The following is a 23,973-nucleotide window of genomic DNA, read 5'->3' as shown; positions in this document are numbered from 1 at the left end:
ATGCATTACCGTCATCACGACAGCCCCATCGGGCCATTGTTTATCGCAGGCGACGAAAATGGCCTGCAGTTGCTATTGATGGAACTGGACAGCCGACCCTGGCGCATCGAGGAAAGTTGGCAACCCGCCGGCCGCGAACTGGACGCCGTGTGCCGCCAGCTCGATGAATACTTCGCCGGCAAGCGCCGCCAGTTCGACCTGCGTCTGGCGCCCAGGGGCACCGCGTTTCAACAGGCTGTGTGGCAGGCGTTGCAGGCCATTCCCTATGGCCGCACCTGCAGCTACTCCGAGCTGGCCGGCGTGATCGGCCGACCACAAGCCGTGCGTGCGGTGGGAACGGCCAACGGCGCCAATCCGATCTCCATCATCGTGCCCTGCCACCGTGTGATCGGCCGCAATGGCAGCCTCACCGGTTATGCCGGCGGTCTACCGCGCAAGCAGCAGTTGCTGGAGCTAGAGGGCGTGTTGCAGCCCGTGCAGGCGCAACTGGCGTTGTAGCCGTCTCTACGGCGCGGGGATACGCGCCAGCGGTTCAGCGCGCAAGCCCAGAGGCAAAGCAAGGATCAGCCCTTCACCCGAAGCAGGGAAGATGCCGGTCAAGGCGGTGATGTTGACCTGGTGGGAAATCAGCACCAAGGGGGCACCAGCTGGCAATTCGTTGATCAGGCGAATCAGCTCGGCAGTCTGCTCGGCGCCATCCTCGGGTTGCCCGAAGAACGAATCCAGCGCAGCGAAGGGTTGCACCGGGCCGCGCTGCATGCCGCTGGCGGTATCCAGCGCACGGCACCAGCGGCTGCTGAGCAAACGTGGTCGCTCGATGCCCTGACGCGCGAGCAGCTCGCCCCAGCGCCGTGCCTCGGCGCGCCCTTGCGCATTGAGGTTGCGCTGGGTTTCGCATTGCCCGAGACGAAAATTGGCCAGATCGCCGGTACCCGGCGCCGTGGCATGGCGCATGAGTATCAGCGCGCGGCCCTCACGCAGAGCCTGCCAGGCATCGGTAGTTTCTGCCGCTGCGCCCCAGAGCGGCAGCAGCACCAGAGCCAGCAGCCAGAGGCGACTCACAATCTGACGTTACCGCGCGGTCCCATCAGCGCCCAGATGATAAGGCCGAGCACCGGCAACAGCACGATCAGCAGAATCCACAGAATCTTGATGCCCGTTTCGGCATTGCTCTTGATCACGTTGATGATGGCCCAGATATCCAGGGCAAGGATGACCAGGCCAATCAGCCCATTGAACATAGAACCCATGACGACACTCCTGCCTGAAAGGTGGCCTTCATAGGATAGTCGGCGCCCAGCCAGGGTTCCCGCAGGGTTTGCCCCATATCAGGCGCGGCATGGGGCTAAGCGTCAGTCTCCCAGGCGTGGAAAGCGCCTGGCGATATCGTCCCCGGTGCGCTCCGGCGTCTCGTCATTCTCGCCCAGGCGCACCACCAGCGCATGCGGCTCCTCGCCGATGTCGAACCAGTGGCGAGTGCCGGCCGGCAGGGTCAGCAGGTCGCCACGCTCGCCCTGCAGCACGTAGACGTAGCCGTCCAGGTGTACGCTGAGCTGGGCGAAACCGCCGAGAAACAACCAGGCGCAGGCCGAGGCCTGTACCTGCTCATCCAGATGGCGCGCACGCAGCTCCAGCTTCTGCGGATGGTTACGCTGCAGGTTGAACAGCTCCTGCTGCACATGACCTTCCTCGCCCATCAACGCCTGCAGCCAGAGGCCGTAAGCCGTATCGAACTCCGCCTGCTCGCAGCCGGGGCGCAACGCGGCCGGCAGCTCCACCTGGCGATAGTCGATGCCTGCCGCCGCCAGGGTGCTGGCGATGTCATCGGCGTGGTTCAGAACCTTGTTCGGCAGTTCCGGTGAGGTATGCAGGTGGACGGCGAGGCTGCTCATGAAGGGTTCACTCGATTCAGGGCCGCTCGGGCGGCAGACGGGTGGCAATGACGTAGGCTGCGAGCAAGGCTACCAGACTGGCGATGGCGAAAGTCCAGGCTGGGCCCAGGCTCTTCCAGCTGTAACCGGCATACAGCGCGCCAAGCGCACCGCCGATGCCGGCCAGGCTGACGTAGAGCGCCTGGGCCTGCCCCTGCTGGCGGTCGGCGAAACTGCGTTGTACAAAGTGGATGCACCCGGCATGGAAGGCGCCGAAGGTGGCAGCGTGCATGCACTGCGCCAGCAGCAACACCGGCAGGTACTGGGGCAGACTGCCCAGCAGCAGCCAGCGTACGGCGGTGATCAGGAAGCTGGCCAGCAACACCGCGCGCAGCGAGTACCGCTGCAGCAGCCGCGCCATGAACAGGAACAGCAGGATCTCGGCCATCACCCCCAGCGCCCAGAACAGGCCGATGGCGCCGCGGCTGTAGCCAACGCCCTCCAGGTGCAGGGTCAGAAAGGTGTAGTACGGACCGTTGCTCAACTGCATCAGCCCAACGCAGATGTAGAACGCGAGAATGCCGGGGCGCCGCAACTGGCGCAGAAAACCCTCAGGCTCCAGTGTGCTCGGGCGCAGCACAGGCTCTGCGTTGGGCACCCAGACACTGCTGATGACGATACCGGCCATGATTACCAGCAGCGCCGCCGGATAGGCATCCAGGCTCAGCCACTCGAACAGCAGGCCGAGGCCGACCACGGCGACGATAAAACCGATGCTGCCCCACAGGCGAATCTGGCTGTAGCGCGCCGCCTGCTCGCGCAGATGGGCCAGGGTGATGACCTCGAACTGCGGCAACACCGCATGCCAGAAAAAGGCATGGGTGGCCATGATCAGCGCCAGCCAGGCATAGCTCTGCCCGAGAAAGATGCCAGCGAAGCAGACCAAGGTGCACAACGCGCCGAGGCGCACGATCAGCAGGCGCTGGCCGGTGTGGTCACCCAACCAGCCCCACAGGTTCGGTGCCAGACAGCGCATCAGCATAGGAATGGCGATCAGTTCGCCGATCCGCGCCGGGGAAAAGCCCAGGTGATCGAAGTACAGCGCCAGAAACGGCGCCGTACCCCCAAGCAGGGCGAAATAGAAGAAATAGAAACCGGAAAGCCGCCAGTACGGCAGGGCCGCGCTCATGCCACAGTCCGGATCACAGCTGCGGCAGCACCGGCGTGGTGACGTTCACGTCGGCGTTCTGCGCGCGGTGACGCAGCAGGTGATCCATCAGTACGATGGCCATCATCGCCTCGGCAATGGGCGTGGCGCGGATGCCGACGCAGGGGTCGTGACGGCCCTTGGTGATCACGTCCACCGGATTGCCGTTGACGTCGATGGAACGCCCCGGCGTGGTGATGCTGGAGGTCGGCTTGAGCGCCAGGTGGGCGATGATCGGCTGGCCGCTGGAGATGCCACCGAGAATGCCGCCGGCGTTATTGGAGAGGAAACCTTCCGGGGTCAGTTCGTCACGGTGCTCGGTGCCACGCTGGGCGACGCAGGCGAAGCCGGCGCCGATCTCCACGCCCTTGACTGCGTTGATACTCATCAGCGCATGGGCCAGTTCGGCATCGAGGCGGTCGAAAATCGGCTCGCCAAGGCCCGGCATCACCCCTTCGGCTACCACGGTGATCTTCGCGCCGACCGAATCCTGGTCACGGCGCAGCTGATCCATGTAGGCCTCCAGCTCCGGCACCTTGTCCGGGTCGGGGCTGAAGAAGGCATTCTGCTCGACGCTGTCCCAGCTCTTGAACGGAATCTCGATGGGGCCAAGCTGGCTCATGTAGCCACGGATGACGATGCCCTGGCTGGCCAGGTACTTCTTGGCGATGGCGCCGGCCGCCACACGCATGGCGGTTTCGCGCGCCGAACTGCGACCGCCGCCACGGTAGTCACGGATACCGTACTTGTGGTGGTAGGTGTAGTCGGCGTGGGCCGGGCGGAACAGATCCTTGATCGCCGAATAGTCCTTGGACTTCTGGTCGGTGTTGCGGATCAGCAGACCGATGGAGCAACCAGTGGTCTTGCCCTCGAACACGCCGGAGAGGATTTCCACCTCGTCGGCTTCCTGGCGCTGCGTGGTGTGGCGGCTGGTGCCAGGCTTGCGGCGGTCGAGGTCGCGCTGCAGGTCTTCCAGGGAGATCTCGACACCGGGCGGGCAACCGTCGACGATGGCGACCAGCGCCGGGCCATGGCTTTCGCCAGCGGTGGTGACGGTGAACAGCTTGCCGTAGGTATTGCCGGACATGGGAAGACGCTCCGCGAGATTCAGCACAGGCCTGCCACTGCGCAGGCCCGATTCACAAGGTGGGCGAGTATACCTGCCACCTACTTGCAGTTCACCCCGAACCTTGCTCGTTCGGATGCGTCCAATGCCAGTCTGCCACTACCCTACCCTCATCATGCTGCGAGCCCTGCTCTTGTCCCTCACCCTGATCACCGGCCTGGCCCAGGCCAGCACCACCCGCCAACTGCCCATCAGCCTCGATACCGACCAAGGCACCCTGTACGGCAGCCTGCTGGTGCCGCAAAGCGATAAGCCGGTACCGGTGGCGCTGCTGATCGCCGGCTCCGGCCCCACGGATCGCAATGGCAACAACCCCGAGGGCGGTCATAACGATGCGCTGAAAAAGCTGGCTCAGGTTCTGGCGCGCAATGGCATCGCCAGCCTGCGCTACGACAAGCGCGGCGTGGCCGCCAGCCGTGCCGCGACGCCGGATGAAAAGGACCTCAGCGTCGAACGCTACGTGGCCGATGCCGAAGGCTGGGCCAGGCTGCTCAGGGACGATCCACGTTTCGAGCGGCTGATTCTCATCGGTCACAGCGAGGGCGCGCTGGTCGCCAGCCTTGCCGCGTCCGGTGGCCAGGCCGACGCGCTGGTGTCGATTGCCGGCCCCGCCTACCCGATCGGTCAGGTGCTGGACATGCAACTGGCCATGCGCCTGCCACAGCCGTTGCTGGATGAGAGCCGGCACATTCTCGCCAACCTGATCCGCGGCAAGCTGCAGCCCAAGGTTCCGGAGGAGTTGCAGGTGGTGTATCGCCCCAGCGTGCAGCCCTACCTGATCAGCCTGCTGCGCCAGGACCCGGCGGAGAACTTCGCCGCACTGCAGATTCCCGCGCTGATCGTGCAGGGCAGCCACGATGCCCAGGTCAGCCCGGACAACGCCGAGGTGCTCAAGCAGGCCAAGCCCGACGCCGAGCTGGCGCTGATTCCCGGCATGAACCATGTCATGCGCATCACACCGGCGGCCTGGAACGAACAGGTAGCGTCCTATGACGATCCACAGCTACCCTTGGCCCGTGCGCTGGGCGAGCGGATCGTCGCCTTTATTCGCTCCAGTGCTGAGGAAAACGGCCGATAACGCATCGAAGGCCGCCGAACAGTACACAGGACGCCCATGAGCGAAAATCCAGCCCCACAGACGCAAGCCGCCGACGCCGAAGCAGTTGCAGGCGAAACGCCTGCTGCGCCGCATCCCTGGTCTGATCTGCCAGCCGAGCAGTTCAGCCTGCTGCGTCTGGCGCCGCTGCCCGTCGACCGCGAAACCGGGCCCAGGCCGCTACGCTTCGTCCAGCTCGGCCGGGTAGAACGGCACGCCAAGGACACCAGCCTGTTGCGCCTGACCATCCAGGTGCCCGGCCAGCGCCTGCATCGTCAGACCAACCTGCTGGAAGTCTGGGCCGACCATCAGAACAAGGAGGTGCGCTTCGGCCCGGACAAGGGCTTGAGCGTGGAGCCGGCCAATCGCGGCCTGGGGCGTTTCCTGATGGCCCAGGGCATCGCCTGGGCACGCAAGCATTACGCACACTACCAGGTGGAAGGTGGTGCTCTGCCGACCAAGGACAACTTCAACGAGGCCGCTCGCGCTCGCCGAGACCACGCGCTGAAGGCGCAGGGTTTCACCATCGAGTACAGCGACCCGTTGCAGCTCAAGCCTTTCTACAGCGCACCGCGGGTAAGCTCGCTACACGGTGACTGGCAGGCCGAAAAGGTGCAGATCGTCGAACTGCTCGACGCCGCCGCGATGCTGCAGCAGGCCGACCAGACACTGCAGGAGCAGGACGTAAAACTGCGCAAGCTGGAAGACCGGGTCGATCGCCTGAAGCGCGAAGACAGCGGCCTGCGCTTCACCATCACCTGCCTGGTGGCGTTCAGCCTGTTTCAGGCGGGGTTGCTGATCTGGATCGCCACGCGCTGAGCAAGCGAATCACACCAGCGCGCCCGTAGGGTGGATCGCGCTCTATCGATCCACCGTTGTGGTGGATGTGAAAAGCGACATCCACCCTACGCAACTACGCGCCCCCCTGTAGGAGCGAATTCATTCGCGATCATCACGTTCTTTATGCCGGCCGCCTTTCGCGGATAAATCCGCTCCTACAGGCCGTGCAGCCACATCCATCCGCTGCCGTGGAGCGGCTTCTGCCGCGAAAAAATATCGGTCAGCCCTTCACTCGCGAACGAAACAGTTCCTGATGCTCGCGGCACTGCTTGGCCGCCAGCAGGAACACGCCGTGCCCGCCGCGCTGGAAGTCCAACCAGGTGAAGTCCACCTCCGGATACAGCGCCTCGACATGCACCTGGCTGTTGCCCACTTCGACGATCAGTACGCCGCGTTCGGTCAGGTGATCCGCCGCTTCGGCCAACATGCGTCGCACCAGATCCAGCCCATCATCGCCACAGGCCAGGCCCATCTCAGGCTCGTGCTGGTATTCGGCCGGCATATCGGCGAAATCCTCGGCGTCGACATAAGGTGGGTTGGACACGATCAGATCGAAACGCTGCCCAGGCAATTCGGCGAAACCATCGCCCTGCACGCAATAGACGCGCTCCTCCAGGCCATGGCGCTCTATGTTGAGGTTGGCCACCTCCAGCGCATCGAACGACAGGTCGCCCAACACCACTTCCGCCTCGGGAAATTCGTAAGCGCAGGCGATGCCGATGCAGCCGGAACCGGTGCACAGATCGAGAATGCGCGCCGGCTCGGTCGGCAGCCAGGGTGAGAAATGACGATCGATCAGCTCGGCGATTGGCGAGCGCGGTACCAGCACGCGCTCATCGACCACGAAGGGCAAGCCGCAGAACCAGGCTTCGCCCAGCAGGTAGGCGGTAGGAACGCGCTCTTCAATGCGGCGCTTGAGCAGTGCCTGCAGGTGGGCATGCTCGTCGTCTTCCAGGCGGCAATCGAGGTAGGCGTCGGAGATTTCCCAGGGCAGGTGCAGCGCACCGAGCACCAGTTGGCGCGCCTCGTCCCAGGCGTTGTCGGTGCCGTGGCCGAAGAACAGTTGCTCGGCCTGAAAACGGCTGACAGCCCAGCGGATGTAATCACGCAGGGTGCGTAAACGGGTAGTGAGAGCGGTCACGGGCGGCCTCCGAATGAAAAGTGCGGAAGTTTAGCCCAGGGCGGTAGCCAGCGCATGAACGATGGGTTAACGAGTGCTCACGAACCTTTTTGCTTCTTGCGCGCCACGTCCTCGTCGGGGCGGCGCAACTCGCGCAGCACGGCGACCGAAACGGCGATGGAGAACAAAAGCCAGAAATGCGGGGACAACTGCGACAAAAGCGACATGGCGACTCCTTTTGCGTACGACCCCAACTCCTTCAGGGCAGTTCCGATTCTGCTCCGGCGCGATGCACTGAGCAAGCATTGGCGCAGATAGAGGTTCACAGACCGCTCTGGCAAGCGGACAATGGCACATCATCACCATCAGCCAGGAGCCCGAGATGTCCCATCCGCAAACCATGTTCCAGCTCACCGGTCGTGGCCACGCACCGGCCAGCCTGAGCAATGCGACCTTGCTGATCATCGATGCCCAGGAAGAGTACCGCAGCGGCGTACTGGCACTTCCCGGCCTGGACCCTGCACTGGCAGAGATCTCCAGCCTGCTGGCCGCCGCCCGCGCAGCCGGCACCCACATCGTCCACGTCAAGCACCTCGGCATTCCCGGAGGTCTGCTCGACCCCAGCGGCTCACGCGGTCGTCATCTGCCGGAGGCGGCGCCACTGGCTGGCGAAATCATCGTGGAAAAACGCCTGCCCAACGCCTTCGCCGGTACCGAACTGCATGATCGCCTGCAGGCCCTAGGCCATCTCGACCTGATCGTCTGCGGCTTCATGACCCACTCCAGCGTCAGCACCACGGTACGCGCCGCCAAGGATTACGGTTATCGCTGCACCCTAGTCGATGCGGCCTGCGCCACCCGCGATCTACCCGCACCGGATGGCAGCGTGATCGCAGCCGCCGAGGTCCACCGCATCGAGATGATCGCCCTCGGTGACAACTTCGCCACACTCGTGCCGCAAGCCAAGTCGCTGATCTGACTTTCCGGTCGAAGACCGACAGACTGCGGAACCCCAGCGAAACCGGCCGGTCATACCGCCGATAAGCCAAAGGAAATCGGAATGAAGCTGTCCGACGACTTCGATGCGCGCCGCCTGCGTCCGCGCCAGCCGAAACACTGGCGCCTGCGCATCGGTGCCGGCCTGGGTGCCCTGCTCGCCGCCTTCGGCATCCTCCTGTCGATGGCTGGCGTCGCATCGCTGGCAGGCCGTGCTCCGGTACTGGGTACGCTCAACGACTCCACGGGCGAAGCCATCGTCCTGCTGCTGCTCGGCCTGCTCCTGCTGTGGGCCGGCATCGCCTTCTGGCGCCGCTGCCGCCGACGTCTACGGCGACCCAGCGACCTGAGCCTGTCACCCTCGCTGAAGAAAAAACGCGACTGACCGACCGCAGGCAACAGAGAAATTGGCCCCAATCGGCGTTTAACGTCGCGCAACGATGGCCCGCCGGGATGACAGGCCATAAAATACGCGTCTGTTTCGCGGAGCCACCGATGCAAGACGACGACTTTTCCCTGTTCCAGGCCGAGCTGCGCGGCGTCAAGCCGCTCAAGCATGACCGCGCCGACACCGGCAAACCCAAACCCGATCGCAAGCAGTTCAATACCTTGCGCCAGGCGGCGACTGTCAGCCAGGGCGAAATCAAGGTGGATGGCCTGTCCGACCAGTTCGTCATCGACGTCGGCGCCGAGGACGCCCTGTACTGGGCTGCCAACGGCATGCAGGAAGGCCAGATGCGCAAGCTCAAGCTTGGCCAGATTCCGTTCGACGGTAGCCTCGATCTGCACGGCATGAGCGTCGAGAAAGCGCGCGACACGCTCTGGGAGTTTCTCGCCGAAGCCACCAAGCTGGAGATTCGCTGCGTGCGCGTCACCCACGGCAAGGCGGTACGCATGGACGGGCGCAAGCCGATGATCAAGAGCCACGTCAACACCTGGCTACGCCAGCATCCGCAGGTGCTGGGTTTCAGCTCCTGCCTGGCCAAGCACGGTGGCACCGGCGCGGTGTACATCATCCTCAAGCGCACCATGATGGATGGTCGCGACGAGTGACGAAACGCGCATAGACGCCTGACACTCTTGTCAGGCTCATAATGGCGCCCTACCCTGCGCCCATTCGACACCCAACAGGATTTTCCATGTCCCTGGAACAACACTACACCGCCATCCTCGGCCAGCTCGGCGAAGACGCCTCCCGCGAAGGTCTGCTGGACACGCCCAAGCGTGCCGCCAAGGCCATGCAGTACCTTTGCCGCGGCTACCAGCAGACATTGGAAGAAGTCACCAATGGCGCGCTGTTCAGCTCCGACAACAGCGAAATGGTGCTGGTCAAGAACATCGAGCTGTACTCGCTGTGCGAGCATCACCTGCTGCCATTCATCGGCAAGGCTCACGTGGCCTACCTTCCCAACGGCAAGGTACTTGGCCTGTCCAAGGTCGCGCGCATCGTCGACATGTATGCCCGCCGCCTGCAGATCCAGGAAAACCTCAGCCGGCAGATCGCCGAAGCGGTCGAACAGGTCACAGGTGCGCTCGGCGTAGCTGTGGTCATCGAAGCACAGCATATGTGCATGATGATGCGCGGTGTGGAAAAGCAGAATTCCTCCATGGTCACCTCGGTGATGCTCGGCGAATTTCGCAGCAACCCGGCGACCCGCGGCGAATTCCTCAATCTGGTTCGCTGATTCCCGCTCAAGACGACGGCCGCTCACTTCAGTGAATGGCCGTCATCATTTTGCCGTGAGAGTCGCCCTGCGACGCCTTCCTGACACCCTTTTCTCTCGGCGCTAAGCGTCGGACAGTCAGGACACAAGATCTTCAACATTTGGCGTACCGCTCGCGGCGTGCCGTTCAGGAGTTAGAAAGATGTTGCTCAAAGCCCTTCGTATCGGCCTGGGTCAGCTGGTCGTGTTCGGCGACTGGATCAGCCGCCCGCGCAAGCTCAAGCGCAGCCCCGAGGCGCAAGCTGAAGTCGAGCGCGCCACGGCCGGCCTGGCGCTGTACCAATTCCAGGCCTGCCCGTTCTGCGTCAAGGTGCGCCGTACCCTGCACCGCCTCAACCTGCCGGTGCAACTGCGCGACGCCAAGAACGATGCCGAGCATCGCCAGGCCCTCGAGCAACACGGCGGGCGCATCAAAGTGCCGTGCCTGCGCATCGAAGAAAACGGCCAGAGCACCTGGCTGTACGAGTCCAAGGCGATCATCGCCTATCTGGATCAGCGCTTCGCTGGCTAAGCGAATACATGCCCGCCTGTAGGCGCGAATTCAATCGTGATGGATCAGTACAGAATCGCGAATAAATTCGCTCCTACAGTAAGCCGAACTCAATCTGGCGGTGATTGAGCGGCTCGCACGGCGCACATCCGGGCCACATGCTGACGGCTTCGCGGCTGAAGCCGCTCCTACATGAAAGGCGCGCCTTCACCGTTTTTTTGTAGGAGCGAATTTATTCGCGATGGATCAATCCAGAATCGCGAATAAATTCGCTCCTACAGTAAGCCGAACTCAATCTGGCGGTGATTGAGCGGCTCGCACGGCGCACGTCCGGCCATATGCTGACAGCTTCGCGGCTGAAGCCGCTCCTACATAAACGGCGCGCCTTCGCCGTTCTCTGTAGGAGCGAATTTATTCGCGATGGCGCGTCCTCGCACCCTCTCCAGGAGCGAGCTCTGCTCGCAAACAGCAGCGCGCTAGGCCTCGATGCCCAACGCCCTAAGCTTGTCAAGGAACTGCGCTTCGTCCAGCACCTTAACCCCCAGCTCGCTGGCCTTGGCCAGCTTCGAGCCGGCACCGGGGCCAGCCACCACACAATGGGTCTTGGCCGAGACCGAGCCGGCCACCTTGGCACCCAGGCTTTCCAGTTTTTCCTTGGCCACGTCGCGGCTCATCACTTCCAGCGTGCCGGTCAGCACCCAGGTCTGACCGGCCAGCGGCAGACCCTCGGCAACCTTCTTCTCGCTTTCCCAGTGCATGCCGAACTCACGCAGTTGCTGTTCGACAGCGCGTGCGAGTTGGGCATGGCTTGCATTGTCGAAGAACTCGCGTACGGCCTTGGCCTGCCTCTCCGGTAGAGCCTGACGCATGTCCAGCCAGTCGCCACCCAGCACGCCTTCCAGACTGCCGAAACGCTCCGCCAGCTTCTGCGCGGCGCCGGGTCCGACGGTTGGGATATTCAGCTTGTCGAGCATGCCGCCAAGCGTGGCGACGGCCGAGAATTCGGCGCTCAGCTCACCCTCTTCCTGCAACTCGAGGCCGCATTCGCCCAGCAGGGCGCTGATCACCTGCTGGTTGTGTTCATCCTCGAAAAAGCTGTGGATCTCGTGCGCGACTTCCAGACCGATGTCCGGCAGATAGGTCAGCACCTGCGGCAGCGCCTGGCGCACGCGCTGCAGCGAGGCCAATGAACGCGCCAGCACCTTGGCAGTTTCCTCACCCACATCAGGGATGCCAAGGGCATAGATGAAGCGCGCCAAGGTCGGTCGCTTGCTGGCCTCGATGGCCGCCAGCAGCTTGTTGCTGGAGACCTCGGCGAAGCCTTCCAGACCGATGATCTGATCGAAGGTCAGCTTGTACAGGTCGGCCGGCGAGCCGATCAGCTTCTCGTCCACCAATTGCTCGATGGTCTTGTCGCCGAGGCCGTCGATATCCATGGCGCGGCGCGAGACGAAGTGGATGATGGCCTGCTTGAGCTGCGCCTGGCAGCTCAGGCGACCGACGCAGCGGTATACCGAACCTTCGCTGAGCGACTCCTTACCCTTGCTGCGCTTGATCAGTTGCGTACGCTCCACCGCCGAGCCGCACACCGGGCATTGCTCGGGAATGTGCACCGGACGCGCGTGTTCCGGGCGACGCTCGGGTACCACGGCCATCACCTGTGGAATCACGTCGCCAGCGCGGCGGATGATCACCGTATCGCCGATCATCACGCCGAGCCGCGCTACCTCATCCATATTGTGCAGGGTGGCATTGGCCACCATCACGCCCGCCACCTTGACCGGATTCAGACGCGCCACCGGCGTCACCGCACCGGTACGGCCAACCTGAAATTCCACATCGAGCAACTCGGTGAGTTCTTCCTGCGCGGGAAACTTATGGGCGATGGCCCAGTGCGGCGTACGCGCACGGAAACCCAGCTGTTGCTGGTCCTCGACATTGTTGACCTTGAACACCACGCCATCGATGTCATACGCCAGACTCATGCGCCGCTCACCAATATCGCGGTAGTAGTCCAGGCAGGCCTCGACGCCCTTGGCCAGCTTCAGTTCGCGACTGATAGGCACGCCCCAGGCCTTGAGTTGCTGCAGCATGGCCACCTGGGTGCCCGGCAGCTCGCCGCTGACCTGGCCGACGCCGTAGCAGCAGAACTCCAGCGGACGGCTGGCAGTGATCTTCGGATCGAGCTGACGCAGGCTGCCAGCGGCGGCGTTGCGCGGGTTGGCGAAGGTCTTGCCGCCAATCTCGGCCTGCCGCGCATTGAGTACCTCGAAGCCGGACTTGGGCATGAACACCTCACCACGCACCTCCAGCACCTGCGGCCAGCCCTCGCCCTGCAACTTGAGCGGCACGTTGCGGATGGTGCGCACGTTGCTGGTGATGTCCTCGCCAGTGCTGCCATCGCCGCGCGTGGCGCCGCGCACCAGTTGGCCGTTCTCGTAGCGCAGGCTGACGGCCAGGCCGTCGAGTTTGGGTTCGCAGCTGTACTCGATCTCGGCGCCACCGCCGAACAGATCACCGCCCTGCACGCCAAGGCCATTCTGCACACTGCGATCGAAGGCGCGCAGGTCGTCTTCCTCGAACGCGTTACCCAGGCTGAGCATAGGCACTTCGTGACGCACCTCGCCGAAGGCGCTGAGGGCTTCACCGCCGACGCGCTGGGTTGGCGACTCGGGCGTCACCAGCTCCGGATGCTCGGCCTCCAGCGCCTGCAGTTCGCGGAACAGGCGGTCGTACTCGGCATCGGGCACACTCGGCTCGTCCAGCACGTAGTAACGGTAGTTGTGCGCGTCCAGTTCGTTGCGCAGTTCGGAAATACGTTGGGCGGCGTCGGTCATCACATAAGCCTCAAGCAACAAGCTTCAAGCGGCAAGAACAAAAAAGCCCCAAGCCAAGCGCGCGGCTTGCAGCTTGAGGCTTGCAGCTTGCCGCTGCTGTTTAGCGTTTCTGGGTCAGCTGCCGGCGCTCGAATTCGACGATGCGCTGGCGGTAGTGTTCGATGGTCTGCGCGGTCATCACGCTGCGCTGATCATCCTTCAGTTCGCCGCCCAGTTCGTGGGCCAGCTTGCGTGCAGCAGAGACCATGACGTCGAAGGCCTGCTTGGGATGTCGCGGGCCAGGCAGGCTGAGGAAGAAGCTCACCGCGCGGGTGCTGAAGCCTTCGATATCGTCCAGATCGAAGGTGCCGGGCTTGAGCGCGTTGGCCATGGAGAACAGCACCTCGCCGTTGCCGGCCATGCTCTCGTGGCGGTGGAAGATGTCCATCTCGCCGAAACGCAGGCCGCTTTCCAGAATGTTCTGCAGCAGCGCCGGGCCCTTGAAGCCGAAGTCGTCACGGGCGACCACGTTGATCACCAGCACTTCTTCCACCGGCGCAGCATCGACGGCTGGCTTGGCAGGCTTCTTCGGCTCTCTCGGCTCGACCTCATCGACAGGGTTGAGCAAGGTCGGTACCGGCTCGTCGACTGCCAGGTTGAGGTCACCCTGCTGCGGCTCGTTGCGCGAGCGGCGCGGCAGGTCCTTGGCACTCATCGACGGCAGGTCTTCTTCATCGAGCTGCGGTTCGTGGTCGCGATTGACCACACGCGGCGGGCTGAGCAGGTCCGGATCACTGTCATCGTCCGGCATGTTGGCGAAGCTGCGATCGAGCTTGAATCTGAGCTTGCCCTTGCCTCCGCGCATACGGCGCCAGCCGTCGAAAAGAATGCCAGCAATAACGATGATGCCAATAACGATCAGCCACTCGCGCAGACCGAATTCCATGAAATACCTGACCCTTAACAATTCTGGTGAAAAAAAGATCCAATCAATCGGATCACAACTCGACTATAAAACGCGGCGCCAACTTCATGTTCTATCTGACGTTTGCCGCGTGTAACAAAAGTGGGCAATAAGCTAGCACGACGAAAGGCAACTTTACACAGGGAGCAACATAAGGTTGTGCCTATATTCAGTTAATCCCACGGCGCTCTGCCATCACGCCTCCACCATCGCCAGCGCCTCCTCGACATCCACTGCCACCAGACGCGAGCAGCCCGGCTCGTGCATGGTGACCCCCATCAATTGATCGGCCATTTCCATGGCGATCTTGTTGTGGGTGATATAGATGAACTGCACCGTTGCCGACATTTCCTTGACCAGTCGCGCATAGCGTCCGACGTTGGCATCGTCCAGCGGTGCATCCACTTCGTCCAACATGCAGAACGGCGCCGGATTGAGCTGGAAGATGGAAAACACCAGCGCCAAGGCGGTCAACGCCTTCTCTCCACCGGAGAGCAAATGAATGGTGCTGTTCTTCTTGCCCGGCGGACGCGCCATGATGGTTACACCGGTATCGAGTAAATCTTCGCCGGTGAGTTCCAAATAAGCGCTGCCGCCACCGAAAACTTTTGGAAAGAGTGCCTGCAAACCGCCATTGATCTGATCGAAGGTGTCCTTGAAACGGTTGCGCGTTTCCTTGTCGATCTTGCGGATGACGTTCTCCAGGGTTTCCAGCGCTTCGACCAGGTCGGCGTCCTGCGCATCCAGGTAGCGCTTGCGCTCGGACTGCTGCTGGTATTCGTCGATGGCCGCCAGGTTGATCGGCCCGAGACGGGCGATACGCGCGGCCATGTGCTCCAGCTCCTCCTCCCAGGCGCTCTCGCTGGCTTCGGCCGGCAACGTGGCGATCACCCCGTGCAGGTCATAGTTGTCCTCGGCGAGCTGGTCGGCCAGGGCCTTGCGCCGCACATTGAGCGACTGCCAGTCCATGCGCTGCTGCTCCAGCTGGCTGCGCAGCAATTGCGCCTGCTGCTCGGCCTGGGTGCGGCGTTTCTCGGCGTCACGCAGTTCGCGGTCGGCATCTTCCAGCGCCAGGCGCGCCTGACGCAGCTCGTCGTCCACCGCCATGCGCCGCTCTAGCAACTCTTCGAGCTTGATGCGCAGCTCTTCCAGCGGCGCCTCGCCCTCTTCCAGATTCAGCGACAGTTGCTCGCGTCGCTCGTGCAGACGCTCGGCCTGCATCTCCAGGCGCTCCAGCGCCTGACGGGTGGAATCGTGCTGCGCCTTGAGCGAGCCGACCCGCACCGCTAGCTGATGAGCGTGATCCTTGTGCTGACGGGCTTCCTGGCGCACGCGATCGAGGCGCTCGCGCAGGCTGTCGCGGCTGGCCAGCAGGCTTTCGCGCTGCTCGTTATCCAGGGCCATGGCGTCCAGCGCATCCTGCAATTGCAGGCGCGATTCACCCAGTTGTTCCTGCTCGATCTCGCGCTGTTCAGCCGCTTCCTGCAGTTCGTCCTGCAGACGACGACGGCGCAGGCCCAACTGCTCGGCCTTGGCCTGGCTGGCGGACAGCTGCGCCTTCAGCTCGGCCAGCTGCCGCGCGAGCACCTGTCCCTGACGGCGCTGCTGCTCGCGCTGCTCTTCCTGAAGACGCTGCTCGTCGCGTAGCGCCAGCAGGCGTTCATCCAGTTGCGCCAGGGCCGCTTCGCGCTCCTCGCGCTCAAGCTGCAGGCGCTCCAGCTCCTGGCCACGAGCCAACACGCCGCTGTCGGCTTCGGCAGCACGACGCACGCGCAGAAAATGCCGGCCGACCCAGTAGCCATCGCGGCTGATCAGACTTTCGCCTTCGGCCAGTTGCGCGCGGGCCGCCAGTGCCTGCTCCAGCGACTCCACCGGGCGCACGCCGGCCAGCCAGGGCGACAGGTCGTGGCTCGACTCGATCTTGTCCAGCAGGCTGCCGGCGCGGCGGGCGCCACCTGAAGCGGGGCTGGCCAAACGCAGCTCGCCCTGCTCCAGCGCAGAGAAGTCCAGGCCGGCGAAATCATCCAGCAACACGGCCTGCAGGTCGGCACCGAGCACGGTTTCGACCGCCAGCTCCCAGCCGGACTCGACGCGCAGGCCTTCGGCCAGGCGTGGACGCTGCAGCAGGTTCTGCTCGCGCAGCCAGTCGCCTGCGCCCTGCCCCGGATCGAGGGCGGCCTGTTGTAGCGCCTCCAGCGAGGCCAGGCGGCCGTTCAGCCGTTGCAATTCGCCCTGCGCCTGCTGCTGGGCCTGGCCGGCTTGCTGCAGGTCCTCGCGCAGTTGCTGCAGGCGCTCGGCCTGCTGTTCTTCGGCCAGCTGCAGCGCTTCGTGTTCCAGCTCGCCAGCGGCAAGCTGTTCGTTCAGATCGAGGATGGCGGCGTCTTCCGGGTCGGCCGCCAGTTGCTGCAGTTCTTCGTTCAGACGGCGCTGGCGTTCGGCCAGGCGCTCCAGGCTCTGCTCCAGCTGGGCGATGCGCGACTGCTGCACTTCGGCCTGACGACGCGGTTCGGCGCTGCGCTGGTTGAAGCCGTCCCACTGCTCCTGCCAGCCGTGCATGCCGGTTTCGGCCTCTTCCAGGCTGGCGGCGGATTCCTCGGCTGCCGCTGCGGTCATTTCCTGCTCGGGCAGGAGCATTTCCAGCTCTTCGCCCAGAGTGGCCAGCAGCGTGCGGTCGTGGCCGAGGTGCGATTCGGTTTCCAGACGCGCCTTTTCCGCCTCGCGCAAATCGTCCTGCAACTGGCGCAGGCGCTGCTGGCCATGCTGGATGCTCTGCTCGACGCGGGCGATATCGCCACCGACCGAATAGAAGCGCCCCTGCACCAGGTTGAAACGCTCTGAGAGTTCGTGATGACCGTCGCGCAGACGCTCGATGGCAGCATCGGCGCTGCGCTGCTCGGCCACCAGGGCCTCGAAAGCGACTTCCTGGTCGCCGATCACCTGCTCGCGGCTGCCGACCTGCTGGTTCAACGTCTGCCAGCGCAGGGCGAGCAGCTGGGCCTTGAGCTGACGCTCCTCGGCCTTGTATTCCTGATATTTCTCCGCCGCCTGGGCCTGCCGGTGCAGACGTTCGAGCTGGCGCTCCAGCTCCTCGCGCAGGTCGGTCAGGCGCGCCAGGTTTTCCTGGGTGCGGCGGATGCGGTTCTCGGTCTCGCGGCGGCGCTCCTTGTACTTGGAGATGCCGGCGGCTTCTTCGATGAAGTTGCGCAGTTCCTCGGGCTTGGCCTCGATAAGCTTGCTGATCATGCCCTGCTCGATGATCGAGTAGCTGCGCGGCCCCAAGCCGGTGCCGAGGAAGATGTCGGTGATATCGCGGCGCCGACACTTGGTGCCATTGAGGAAATAGGTGTTCTGAGCGTCGCGGGTCACCCGGCGGCGGATGGAAATCTCGGCGAAGGCGGCGTACTCGCCCACCAGCGAGTTGTCGCTGTTGTCGAAGATCAGCTCGATGGAGGCCTGGGTCACCGGCTTACGCGTGTTGGAGCCGTTGAAGATGACGTCGGTCATCGACTCGCCACGCAGGTTCTTCGCCGAGCTTTCGCCCATTACCCAGCGCACGGCGTCGATGATGTTGGACTTGCCGCAACCGTTGGGGCCGACCACCGCCGCCATGTTGCTGGGAAAGCTCACCGTCGTCGGATCGACGAAGGACTTGAAGCCCGCCAGCTTGATGCTCTTCAGGCGCATCTGGGCTTAACGCTCGGCCAGGGTCGCCAGCACTAGCTGGCAATTGTGCTCGCCATAGGCCTGCAGCACCTCGCGGGCACGCACGGGGTCGCGCGCGATAATTGCCTGCAGCAGGCTGGCGAAGGTGTTCATGAACTGGCCCATCTCGCCTTTGCGCCGTTCCAGCGCCAGGTGGTAGGTGCGGCTGATGGCCGGCAGCAGGTTCTCCAGGGTTTCCTGCAGGTAAGGATTGTCGGCGAAGGGAAAGGCCGCGCGCATCACGTCGAAGCTGTTATCGACGAAGGCACCGATATCGCCGCGCTGGAGGCTGTCCTGCAGGCGGCGCTGGATGTCGATGAAGGGCGTCAGGTCGGTTTCCGTCTGCCAGCGCTCGATCACCGCGCGGGCCAGCATGATGTACAACTCGATGCTCAGTGCATAAAGGCTGGTGACGTGGTGCGCAGTCAGTTCGCTGACTTGGGCGCCACGGCGCGGCAGGATGACGATCAGGTGGCGGCGCTCGAGAATCAGCAACGCCTCGCGCACCGAACCACGGCTGACGTTCAGCGCATGGGTGACCTTCTGCTCCTGGATGCGTTCGCGCTCCTTGAGCTCACCGCGAATGATGCGTTCGGCCAGGTAGCGGGCGATTTGCTCGGCGAGGCTGTCCGGGGCCTTGAACGTCATGACATTCCTTATTTGCGTCGATCCAGGGGCAGGCAGTCGAGTCTGGGAGCCCCGCCACGGCTGGGCGGAAGCTGAAAAAACAAGCGCGGAGTGTAACACAGGGCGCTACCGGGCCAAGCGTCCTCCGGCACGCGCTGCGATGTGCATGGCAGGCAAAGGGAGCACGTGCCGTCAATGCGCAATCCCTCGCCAGTCAACTGGCGCAAAGGCGCAAATGCGGGGGCATACTCAAGGCTGTTCGGCTGATTACCAAGCAGCATTAAAACAGCTGACTTTCAAGTCAAATATTTGTTGACCCAAAAGTCAGAAAACCCTAGATTGCCTCCATGGCCAAACACGTCCGGGCCTTGCAACGCGTGCTCAGTACCCGGCGAGCCACCGATTCATAACAATAAAGTGCCTGGAGGTCGTCCTTGATCCAGTTTTTACTCAACCGGGAGCTGCGCACAGAGCATGCCCTGGACCCCAACGTCACCGTGCTCAACTACCTGCGTGAGTACGTCGGCAAGACCGGAACCAAGGAAGGCTGCGCCTCCGGCGACTGCGGTGCCTGCACCGTGGTGGTGGGCGAGCTCGATGGCGAGCGGGTGCGCTATCGCACCCTCAATTCCTGCCTGACCTTCGTCTCCAGCCTGCATGGCAAGCAACTGATCACCGTCGAAGACCTCAAGCACCAGGGCAAGCTGCACAGCGTGCAGCAGGCGATGGTCGACTGCCACGGCTCGCAGTGCGGCTTCTGCACTCCGGGCTTCATCATGTCGCTGTTCGCCCTGCAGAAGAACTCCACGGGCTATGACAAAGGCCAAACCATGGAGGCCCTGGCCGGCAACCTGTGCCGCTGCACCGGCTACCGCCCGATCATCGACGCCGCCAAGCAGGCCTGCTGCCAGAAACAGCCGGATCAGTTCGATGCCTTCGAAAGCGATACCGTGGCCCGCCTCAAGACCATCGCTCCGCGCGAGACGGCCGAGCTCAATAGCGGCGACAAGCGCTGCCTGGTGCCGCTGACCGTGGCCGACCTGGCCGATCTCTACACCGCCAATCCGGAAGCGCGTCTGCTGGCTGGCGGCACCGACCTGGCCCTGGAGGTCACCCAGTTCCATCGCGAGCTGCCGGTAATGATCTACGTCGGCCATATCGAGGACATGAAGCGCATCGAAGTGACCGACAGCGCCATCGAAATCGGCGCTGCCGCCGCCCTGTCCGACTGCTACGAAGCGCTGTCGCGCGAGTACCCGGACTTCGGCGAGCTGCTGCACCGCTTCGCCTCGCTGCAGATCCGCAACCAGGGCACCCTGGGCGGCAACATCGGCAACGCTTCGCCCATCGGCGACGCCCCGCCGCTGCTGATCGCCCTCGGCGCGCAAATTGCCCTGCGCCAGGGCAACACCCGGCGCATCCTGCCGTTGCAAGACTACTTCCTCGACTACAAGGTGACCGCACGCCAGGAAGCCGAATTCATCGAGAAGATCATCGTGCCGCGCAAGCAGGCCAACCAGGCGTTCCGCGCCTACAAGGTGTCCAAGCGCCTGGACGACGACATCTCCGCCGTCTGCGCGGCCTTCAACCTGACCATCGTCGACGGCTTGGTGACAGACGCGCGCATCGCCTTCGGCGGTATGGCCGCCATCCCCAAACGCGCCAGCGCCTGCGAAGCGGCGCTGGTCGGCTCGGCCTGGTACCCGGGCGTGATCGAACGCGCCTGCGACGCGCTGGGCGAGGACTTCACCCCGCTGTCGGATTTCCGTGCCAGCAAGGAATACCGCCTGCTCACTGCCCAGAACCTGCTGCGCAAGTTCTTTCTGGAGCAGCAGTCGCCCGAGGTGGAAACCCGGGTTACCGCTTACGCGTAAGCGTGCAGTGAATTGATCCGCTGTCGGCCCGCCCGGCGGCATGCGAAGTTTTGGAGGCGAAGATGTCCAGTCATATCGAACACAAATCCCAGGAAGAGCTGGCCGCCCTGTTCCGCGCCGGCATGGCCAGCGGCGTCGGCCGCAGCGTCAAGCACGAGAGCGCGGACAAGCACGTATCCGGCGAAGCGGTCTATGTCGACGACCGCCTGGAATTCCCCAACCAGTTGCACGTCTACGCGCGCCAGTCCGATCGCGCCCATGCGCGCATCGTGCGCATCGACACCAGCCCCTGCTACGAGATTCCGGGCGTGGCCATCGCCATCACCAAGGATGACGTGCCGGGCCAGCTGGACATCGGCCCGGTGGTCGCTGGTGACCCGCTGCTGGCCGACGGCAAGGTCGAGTACGTTGGCCAGGTGGTGCTGGCAGTAGCCGCAGACAGCCTGGAAACCGCACGCAAGGCGGCCATGGCAGCCATCGTCGAATACGAAGACCTGGAGCCGGTGCTCGACGTGGTCGACGCCTACCGCAAGAAGCATTTCGTGCTCGCCAGCCACACCCACCGCATCGGCGATTCGGCCAGCAAGCTAGCCAGCGCCCCGCGTCGCCTGCAAGGCACCCTGCATATCGGCGGCCAGGAGCACTTCTACCTGGAAACCCAGATTTCCTCGGTGATGCCCACCGAAGATGGCGGCATGTTGGTCTACACCTCGACGCAAAACCCCACCGAGGTGCAGAAACTGGTCGCCGAAGTGCTCGGCGTGCCGATGAACAAGATCGTCATCGACATGCGCCGCATGGGCGGTGGCTTCGGCGGCAAGGAAACCCAGGCCGCCGGCCCGGCATGCCTGTGCGCGGTGATCGCCCACCTCACCGGCCGACCGACCAAGATGCGCCTGCCGCGCATGGAAGACATGAGCATGACCGGCAAGCGTCACCCCTTCTACGTCGAGTACGACGTCGGCTTCGATGACGACGGCCTGCTGCACGGCATCGAGATGGACCTGGCCGGCAACTGCGGCTACTCGCCGGATTTGTCCGGCTCCATCGTCGACCGCGCCATGTTCCACTCGGACAACGCCTACTTCCTCGGCAACGCCACCATCAACGGTCATCGCTGCAAGACCAACACCGCCTCGAACACCGCCTACCGCGGCTTCGGCGGGCCGCAGGGCATGGTCGCCATCGAGGAAGTGATGGATGCCGTCGCGCGCAGCCTGGGCAAGGACCCGCTGGAAGTGCGCAAGCTCAACTACTACGGCAAGACCGAGCGCAACGTCACCCACTACCACCAGACCGTCGAGCATAACGTCATCCATGAGATGACCGCCGAGCTGGAGCAAAGCTGCGAGTACGCCAAGCGCCGTGAAGAAATCCGCGCTTTCAACGCCAAGAGCCCTGTGCTGAAGAAAGGCTTGGCCATGACCCCGGTGAAATTCGGCATCAGCTTCACCGCCACCTTCCTCAACCAGGCTGGCGCGCTGATCCACATCTACACCGACGGTTCGATCCACCTGAACCACGGCGGCACCGAGATGGGCCAAGGCCTCAACACCAAGGTCGCGCAGGTGGTGGCCGAGGTATTCCAGGTCGATATCGAGCGCATCCAGATCACTGCCACCAATACCGACAAGGTGCCCAATACCTCGCCGACCGCGGCCTCCAGCGGCGCAGACCTCAACGGCATGGCGGCGAAGAACGCGGCCGAAACCATCAAGCGGCGCCTGGTGGACTTCCTGGTGCGCGAGTACAAGGTCACCCCGGAGGATGTCGAATTCCGCAACGGCCAGGTGCGCGTACGCGACCACTTCCTTTCCTTCGAGGAGGTGATCCAGAAGGCCTACTTCGGTCAGGTCTCGCTGTCGTCGACCGGTTTCTATCGCACCCCGAAGATCTACTACGATCGCGACAAGGCTGCAGGCCGCCCCTTCTACTACTACGCCTACGGCGTGGCTTGCGTGGAAGTGCTGGTGGACACCCTGACTGGCGAATACCGCATGCTGCGCGGCGATATCCTGCATGACGTCGGCGATTCGCTGAACCCGGCCATCGACATCGGCCAGGTCGAAGGCGCCTTCGTCCAGGGCATGGGCTGGCTGACCACCGAGGAGCTGGTGTGGAACGCCAAGGGCAAGCTGATGACCAACGGCCCGGCCAGCTACAAGATCCCGGCCATTGCCGACATGCCCATCGACCTGCGCGTGAAGCTGGTGGAGAACCGCAAGAACCCGGAAGACACCGTGTTCCACTCCAAGGCCGTGGGCGAGCCGCCATTCATGCTCGGCATCGCTGCCTGGTGCGCTCTCAAGGACGCCGTGGCCAGCCTGGCGGACTACAAGGTGCAGCCGCAGATCGACGCCCCGGCCACGCCTGAGCGCGTGCTTTGGGGCGTGGAGCAGATGCGCAAGTTGAAAGCACAGAGCAAGGCAGCCAAAGCTGCCGAGGTCGAACCGGCCTGATTCGTAGCCCGGATGAAATCCGGGGGGACCCTGCCCCGGATTGCATCCGGGCTACGACCCGAAGCAAAGAGGTGTACAACAATGACAAAACACACCGAACCGAATAACCGCCCCGCTCGCCCGGCGCCGGAGCCGATTCTCGATCCGTCGCCGAGCAACTGGCGCCTGCCGCGCCCGGGACAGACCACGCCTTCCTGGAGGCTGAGCAAATGAGCTGGATCAGCGCCCTCGCCGAGCAGCAGCAAAAAGGTGAAGCCTGCGTTCTGGTGACCATCATCGAAGAACGCGGCTCGACGCCGCGTAATGCCGGCTCGAAGATGGTGGTCACCGCCGAGCGCATCTTCGAGACCATCGGCGGCGGCCATCTGGAATACAAGGCCATGGAGATGGCGCGCGAGATGCTCGCCAGCCACAGCCAGGACACGCGCCTGGAGCGTTTCTCCCTCGGCGCCAGCCTCGGCCAGTGCTGTGGCGGCGCCACCGTGCTGCTCTTTGAGCCCATGGGCCAGCCGCAGGCACAGATCGCCGTGTTCGGTGCCGGCCATGTCGGCCGCGCGCTGGTGCCACTGCTCGCCAGCCTGCCGTGCAAGGTGCGCTGGATCGACTCGCGGGAGAACGAATTTCCCGAGCACATCGCCGCCGGCGTGGAGAAGATTGTGGGTGACGAAGTGGTCGACGAGGTGGAGAACATGCCGCCCGGCAGCTACTACATCGTCATGACCCACAATCACCAACTCGATCTGGAGCTGACCGCGGCGATCCTGAAGCGCGGCGACTTCGCCTACTACGGTCTGATCGGCTCGAAGACCAAGCGCATCAAGTTCGAGCACCGCCTGCGCGAGCGCGGCTTCGCGGACACCCTGATGGCGCGTATGCGCTGCCCCATGGGCCTACCCGAGGTGAAAGGCAAGCTGCCAGTGGAAATCGCCGTGTCCATCGCCGGCGAGGTAATTGCCACCTATAACGCCCTGTTTGGTGAAAAAAGAGCCGGTCAGGACGTGAAGAAAGGCGAATCCAGCGTGGCCAAGCTGCTACCGGCCTCTCGCCGATCCTGATTCTTG

The 23,973-nt window shown here is 63.7% G+C and carries 22 protein-coding genes; 11 read left to right on the top strand and 11 right to left on the bottom strand.

All coding sequences use genetic code 11. The features are described from left to right. Nucleotides 1-498 carry a methylated-DNA--[protein]-cysteine S-methyltransferase gene (locus P3C50_RS02550; RefSeq protein ID WP_275544759.1) on the top strand — a complete coding sequence of 166 codons (498 nt, stop codon included), beginning with the start codon at nt 1-3 and terminating at the stop codon, nt 496-498. Nucleotides 499-504: 6 nt separating this feature from the next. Here the strand turns inward: P3C50_RS02550 and P3C50_RS02545 are convergent, their stop codons facing one another. The 5 genes from P3C50_RS02545 to aroC all read right to left on the bottom strand — a co-directional run bounded on the left by P3C50_RS02545 (nt 505) and on the right by aroC (nt 4,165). Then, nucleotides 505-1,062 carry a histidine phosphatase family protein gene (locus P3C50_RS02545; RefSeq protein WP_275544758.1) on the bottom strand — a complete coding sequence of 186 codons (558 nt, stop codon included), beginning with the start codon at nt 1,060-1,062 and terminating at the stop codon, nt 505-507. Next, complete coding sequence (locus P3C50_RS02540) at nt 1,059-1,250, bottom strand: PLDc N-terminal domain-containing protein (RefSeq protein WP_197859325.1); 192 nt, start codon at nt 1,248-1,250, stop codon at nt 1,059-1,061. The genes P3C50_RS02545 and P3C50_RS02540 overlap by 4 nt, the downstream gene beginning before the upstream one ends. A 102-nt stretch (nt 1,251-1,352) precedes the next feature. Beyond that, nucleotides 1,353-1,892 carry an acireductone dioxygenase gene (locus tag P3C50_RS02535; RefSeq protein ID WP_275544757.1) on the bottom strand — a complete coding sequence of 180 codons (540 nt, stop codon included), beginning with the start codon at nt 1,890-1,892 and terminating at the stop codon, nt 1,353-1,355. Nucleotides 1,893-1,908: 16 nt separating this feature from the next. Then, the gene (locus P3C50_RS02530; protein ID WP_275544756.1) at nt 1,909-3,060 is read right to left on the bottom strand and encodes an MFS transporter; all 1,152 of its coding nucleotides are present in this window, start codon (nt 3,058-3,060) and stop codon (nt 1,909-1,911) included. 13 nt (nt 3,061-3,073) lie between these two features. Further along, nucleotides 3,074-4,165, bottom strand: a complete 1,092-nt coding sequence (gene aroC, locus P3C50_RS02525) for a chorismate synthase (protein ID WP_275544755.1) — start codon at nt 4,163-4,165, stop codon at nt 3,074-3,076. A gap of 124 nt (nt 4,166-4,289) precedes the next feature. Between aroC and P3C50_RS02520 the strand changes: the two genes are divergently transcribed. Further along, nucleotides 4,290-5,282: an alpha/beta hydrolase gene (locus tag P3C50_RS02520; RefSeq protein ID WP_275544754.1), complete on the top strand. Its 993-nt coding sequence runs from the start codon at nt 4,290-4,292 to the stop codon at nt 5,280-5,282. 36 nt (nt 5,283-5,318) lie between these two features. Continuing rightward, a complete protein-coding gene (locus P3C50_RS02515) occupies nt 5,319-6,119 on the top strand; it encodes a hypothetical protein (RefSeq protein ID WP_275544753.1) in 801 nt (266 codons plus the stop codon). 241 nt (nt 6,120-6,360) lie between these two features. On the opposite strand, the gene prmB is transcribed toward P3C50_RS02515, so the two are convergent. Together prmB and P3C50_RS02505 are read right to left on the bottom strand one after the other, a co-directional pair. Then, nucleotides 6,361-7,281: a 50S ribosomal protein L3 N(5)-glutamine methyltransferase gene (prmB, locus tag P3C50_RS02510; RefSeq protein ID WP_275544752.1), complete on the bottom strand. Its 921-nt coding sequence runs from the start codon at nt 7,279-7,281 to the stop codon at nt 6,361-6,363. Nucleotides 7,282-7,358: 77 nt separating this feature from the next. After that, nucleotides 7,359-7,487, bottom strand: a complete 129-nt coding sequence (locus tag P3C50_RS02505) for a hypothetical protein (protein WP_275544751.1) — start codon at nt 7,485-7,487, stop codon at nt 7,359-7,361. A 155-nt stretch (nt 7,488-7,642) separates the two neighbouring features. Here P3C50_RS02505 and P3C50_RS02500 point away from each other — a divergent pair, with 155 nt between their 5' ends. The 5 genes from P3C50_RS02500 to P3C50_RS02480 all read left to right on the top strand — a co-directional run bounded on the left by P3C50_RS02500 (nt 7,643) and on the right by P3C50_RS02480 (nt 10,491). Then, complete coding sequence (locus P3C50_RS02500; RefSeq protein ID WP_275544750.1) at nt 7,643-8,239, top strand: cysteine hydrolase family protein; 597 nt, start codon at nt 7,643-7,645, stop codon at nt 8,237-8,239. Between the two features lie 81 nt (nt 8,240-8,320). Next, on the top strand, nt 8,321-8,641 hold the full coding sequence (locus P3C50_RS02495) for a hypothetical protein (protein WP_275544749.1): 321 nt from the start codon (nt 8,321-8,323) through the stop codon (nt 8,639-8,641). 110 nt (nt 8,642-8,751) lie between these two features. Beyond that, on the top strand, nt 8,752-9,309 hold the full coding sequence (locus P3C50_RS02490; RefSeq protein WP_024307779.1) for a Smr/MutS family protein: 558 nt from the start codon (nt 8,752-8,754) through the stop codon (nt 9,307-9,309). Between the two features lie 86 nt (nt 9,310-9,395). Then, complete coding sequence (gene folE, locus P3C50_RS02485; protein ID WP_197858260.1) at nt 9,396-9,941, top strand: GTP cyclohydrolase I FolE; 546 nt, start codon at nt 9,396-9,398, stop codon at nt 9,939-9,941. Nucleotides 9,942-10,122: 181 nt separating this feature from the next. Further along, nucleotides 10,123-10,491, top strand: coding sequence for a glutaredoxin (locus tag P3C50_RS02480; RefSeq protein WP_275544748.1), 369 nt, complete (start codon nt 10,123-10,125; stop codon nt 10,489-10,491). 455 nt (nt 10,492-10,946) lie between these two features. On the opposite strand, the gene ligA is transcribed toward P3C50_RS02480, so the two are convergent. The 4 genes from ligA to P3C50_RS02460 form a co-directional block, all read right to left on the bottom strand. After that, complete coding sequence (gene ligA / locus P3C50_RS02475; RefSeq protein ID WP_275544747.1) at nt 10,947-13,307, bottom strand: NAD-dependent DNA ligase LigA; 2,361 nt, start codon at nt 13,305-13,307, stop codon at nt 10,947-10,949. Between the two features lie 100 nt (nt 13,308-13,407). After that, nucleotides 13,408-14,232 (bottom strand): cell division protein ZipA, encoded by an 825-nt coding sequence (zipA, locus tag P3C50_RS02470; protein ID WP_275544746.1) that lies wholly within the window; start codon nt 14,230-14,232, stop codon nt 13,408-13,410. 213 nt (nt 14,233-14,445) lie between these two features. Next, nucleotides 14,446-17,934 (bottom strand): chromosome segregation protein SMC, encoded by a 3,489-nt coding sequence (gene smc / locus P3C50_RS02465; protein ID WP_275544745.1) that lies wholly within the window; start codon nt 17,932-17,934, stop codon nt 14,446-14,448. 6 nt (nt 17,935-17,940) lie between these two features. After that, nucleotides 17,941-18,600 (bottom strand): GntR family transcriptional regulator, encoded by a 660-nt coding sequence (locus P3C50_RS02460; RefSeq protein ID WP_275544744.1) that lies wholly within the window; start codon nt 18,598-18,600, stop codon nt 17,941-17,943. 413 nt (nt 18,601-19,013) lie between these two features. Between P3C50_RS02460 and xdhA the strand changes: the two genes are divergently transcribed. From xdhA to xdhC, 3 genes are all read left to right on the top strand, one after another. Beyond that, entirely contained in the window at nt 19,014-20,453 is a 1,440-nt protein-coding gene (xdhA, locus tag P3C50_RS02455; protein ID WP_275544743.1) for a xanthine dehydrogenase small subunit, read from the top strand. 62 nt (nt 20,454-20,515) lie between these two features. After that, complete coding sequence (gene xdhB, locus P3C50_RS02450; protein WP_275544742.1) at nt 20,516-22,912, top strand: xanthine dehydrogenase molybdopterin binding subunit; 2,397 nt, start codon at nt 20,516-20,518, stop codon at nt 22,910-22,912. Between the two features lie 209 nt (nt 22,913-23,121). Further along, nucleotides 23,122-23,967, top strand: a complete 846-nt coding sequence (gene xdhC, locus P3C50_RS02445; protein ID WP_275544741.1) for a xanthine dehydrogenase accessory protein XdhC — start codon at nt 23,122-23,124, stop codon at nt 23,965-23,967. Nucleotides 23,968-23,973 lie beyond the last annotated feature (6 nt).

This window comes from Pseudomonas sp. Marseille-Q0931, from assembly GCF_940789645.1.
Taxonomy (GTDB): domain Bacteria; phylum Pseudomonadota; class Gammaproteobacteria; order Pseudomonadales; family Pseudomonadaceae; genus Aquipseudomonas.
The sequence above is the reverse complement of the archived record's forward strand: the minus strand, read 5'-3'. Positions and strand labels throughout refer to the sequence as shown.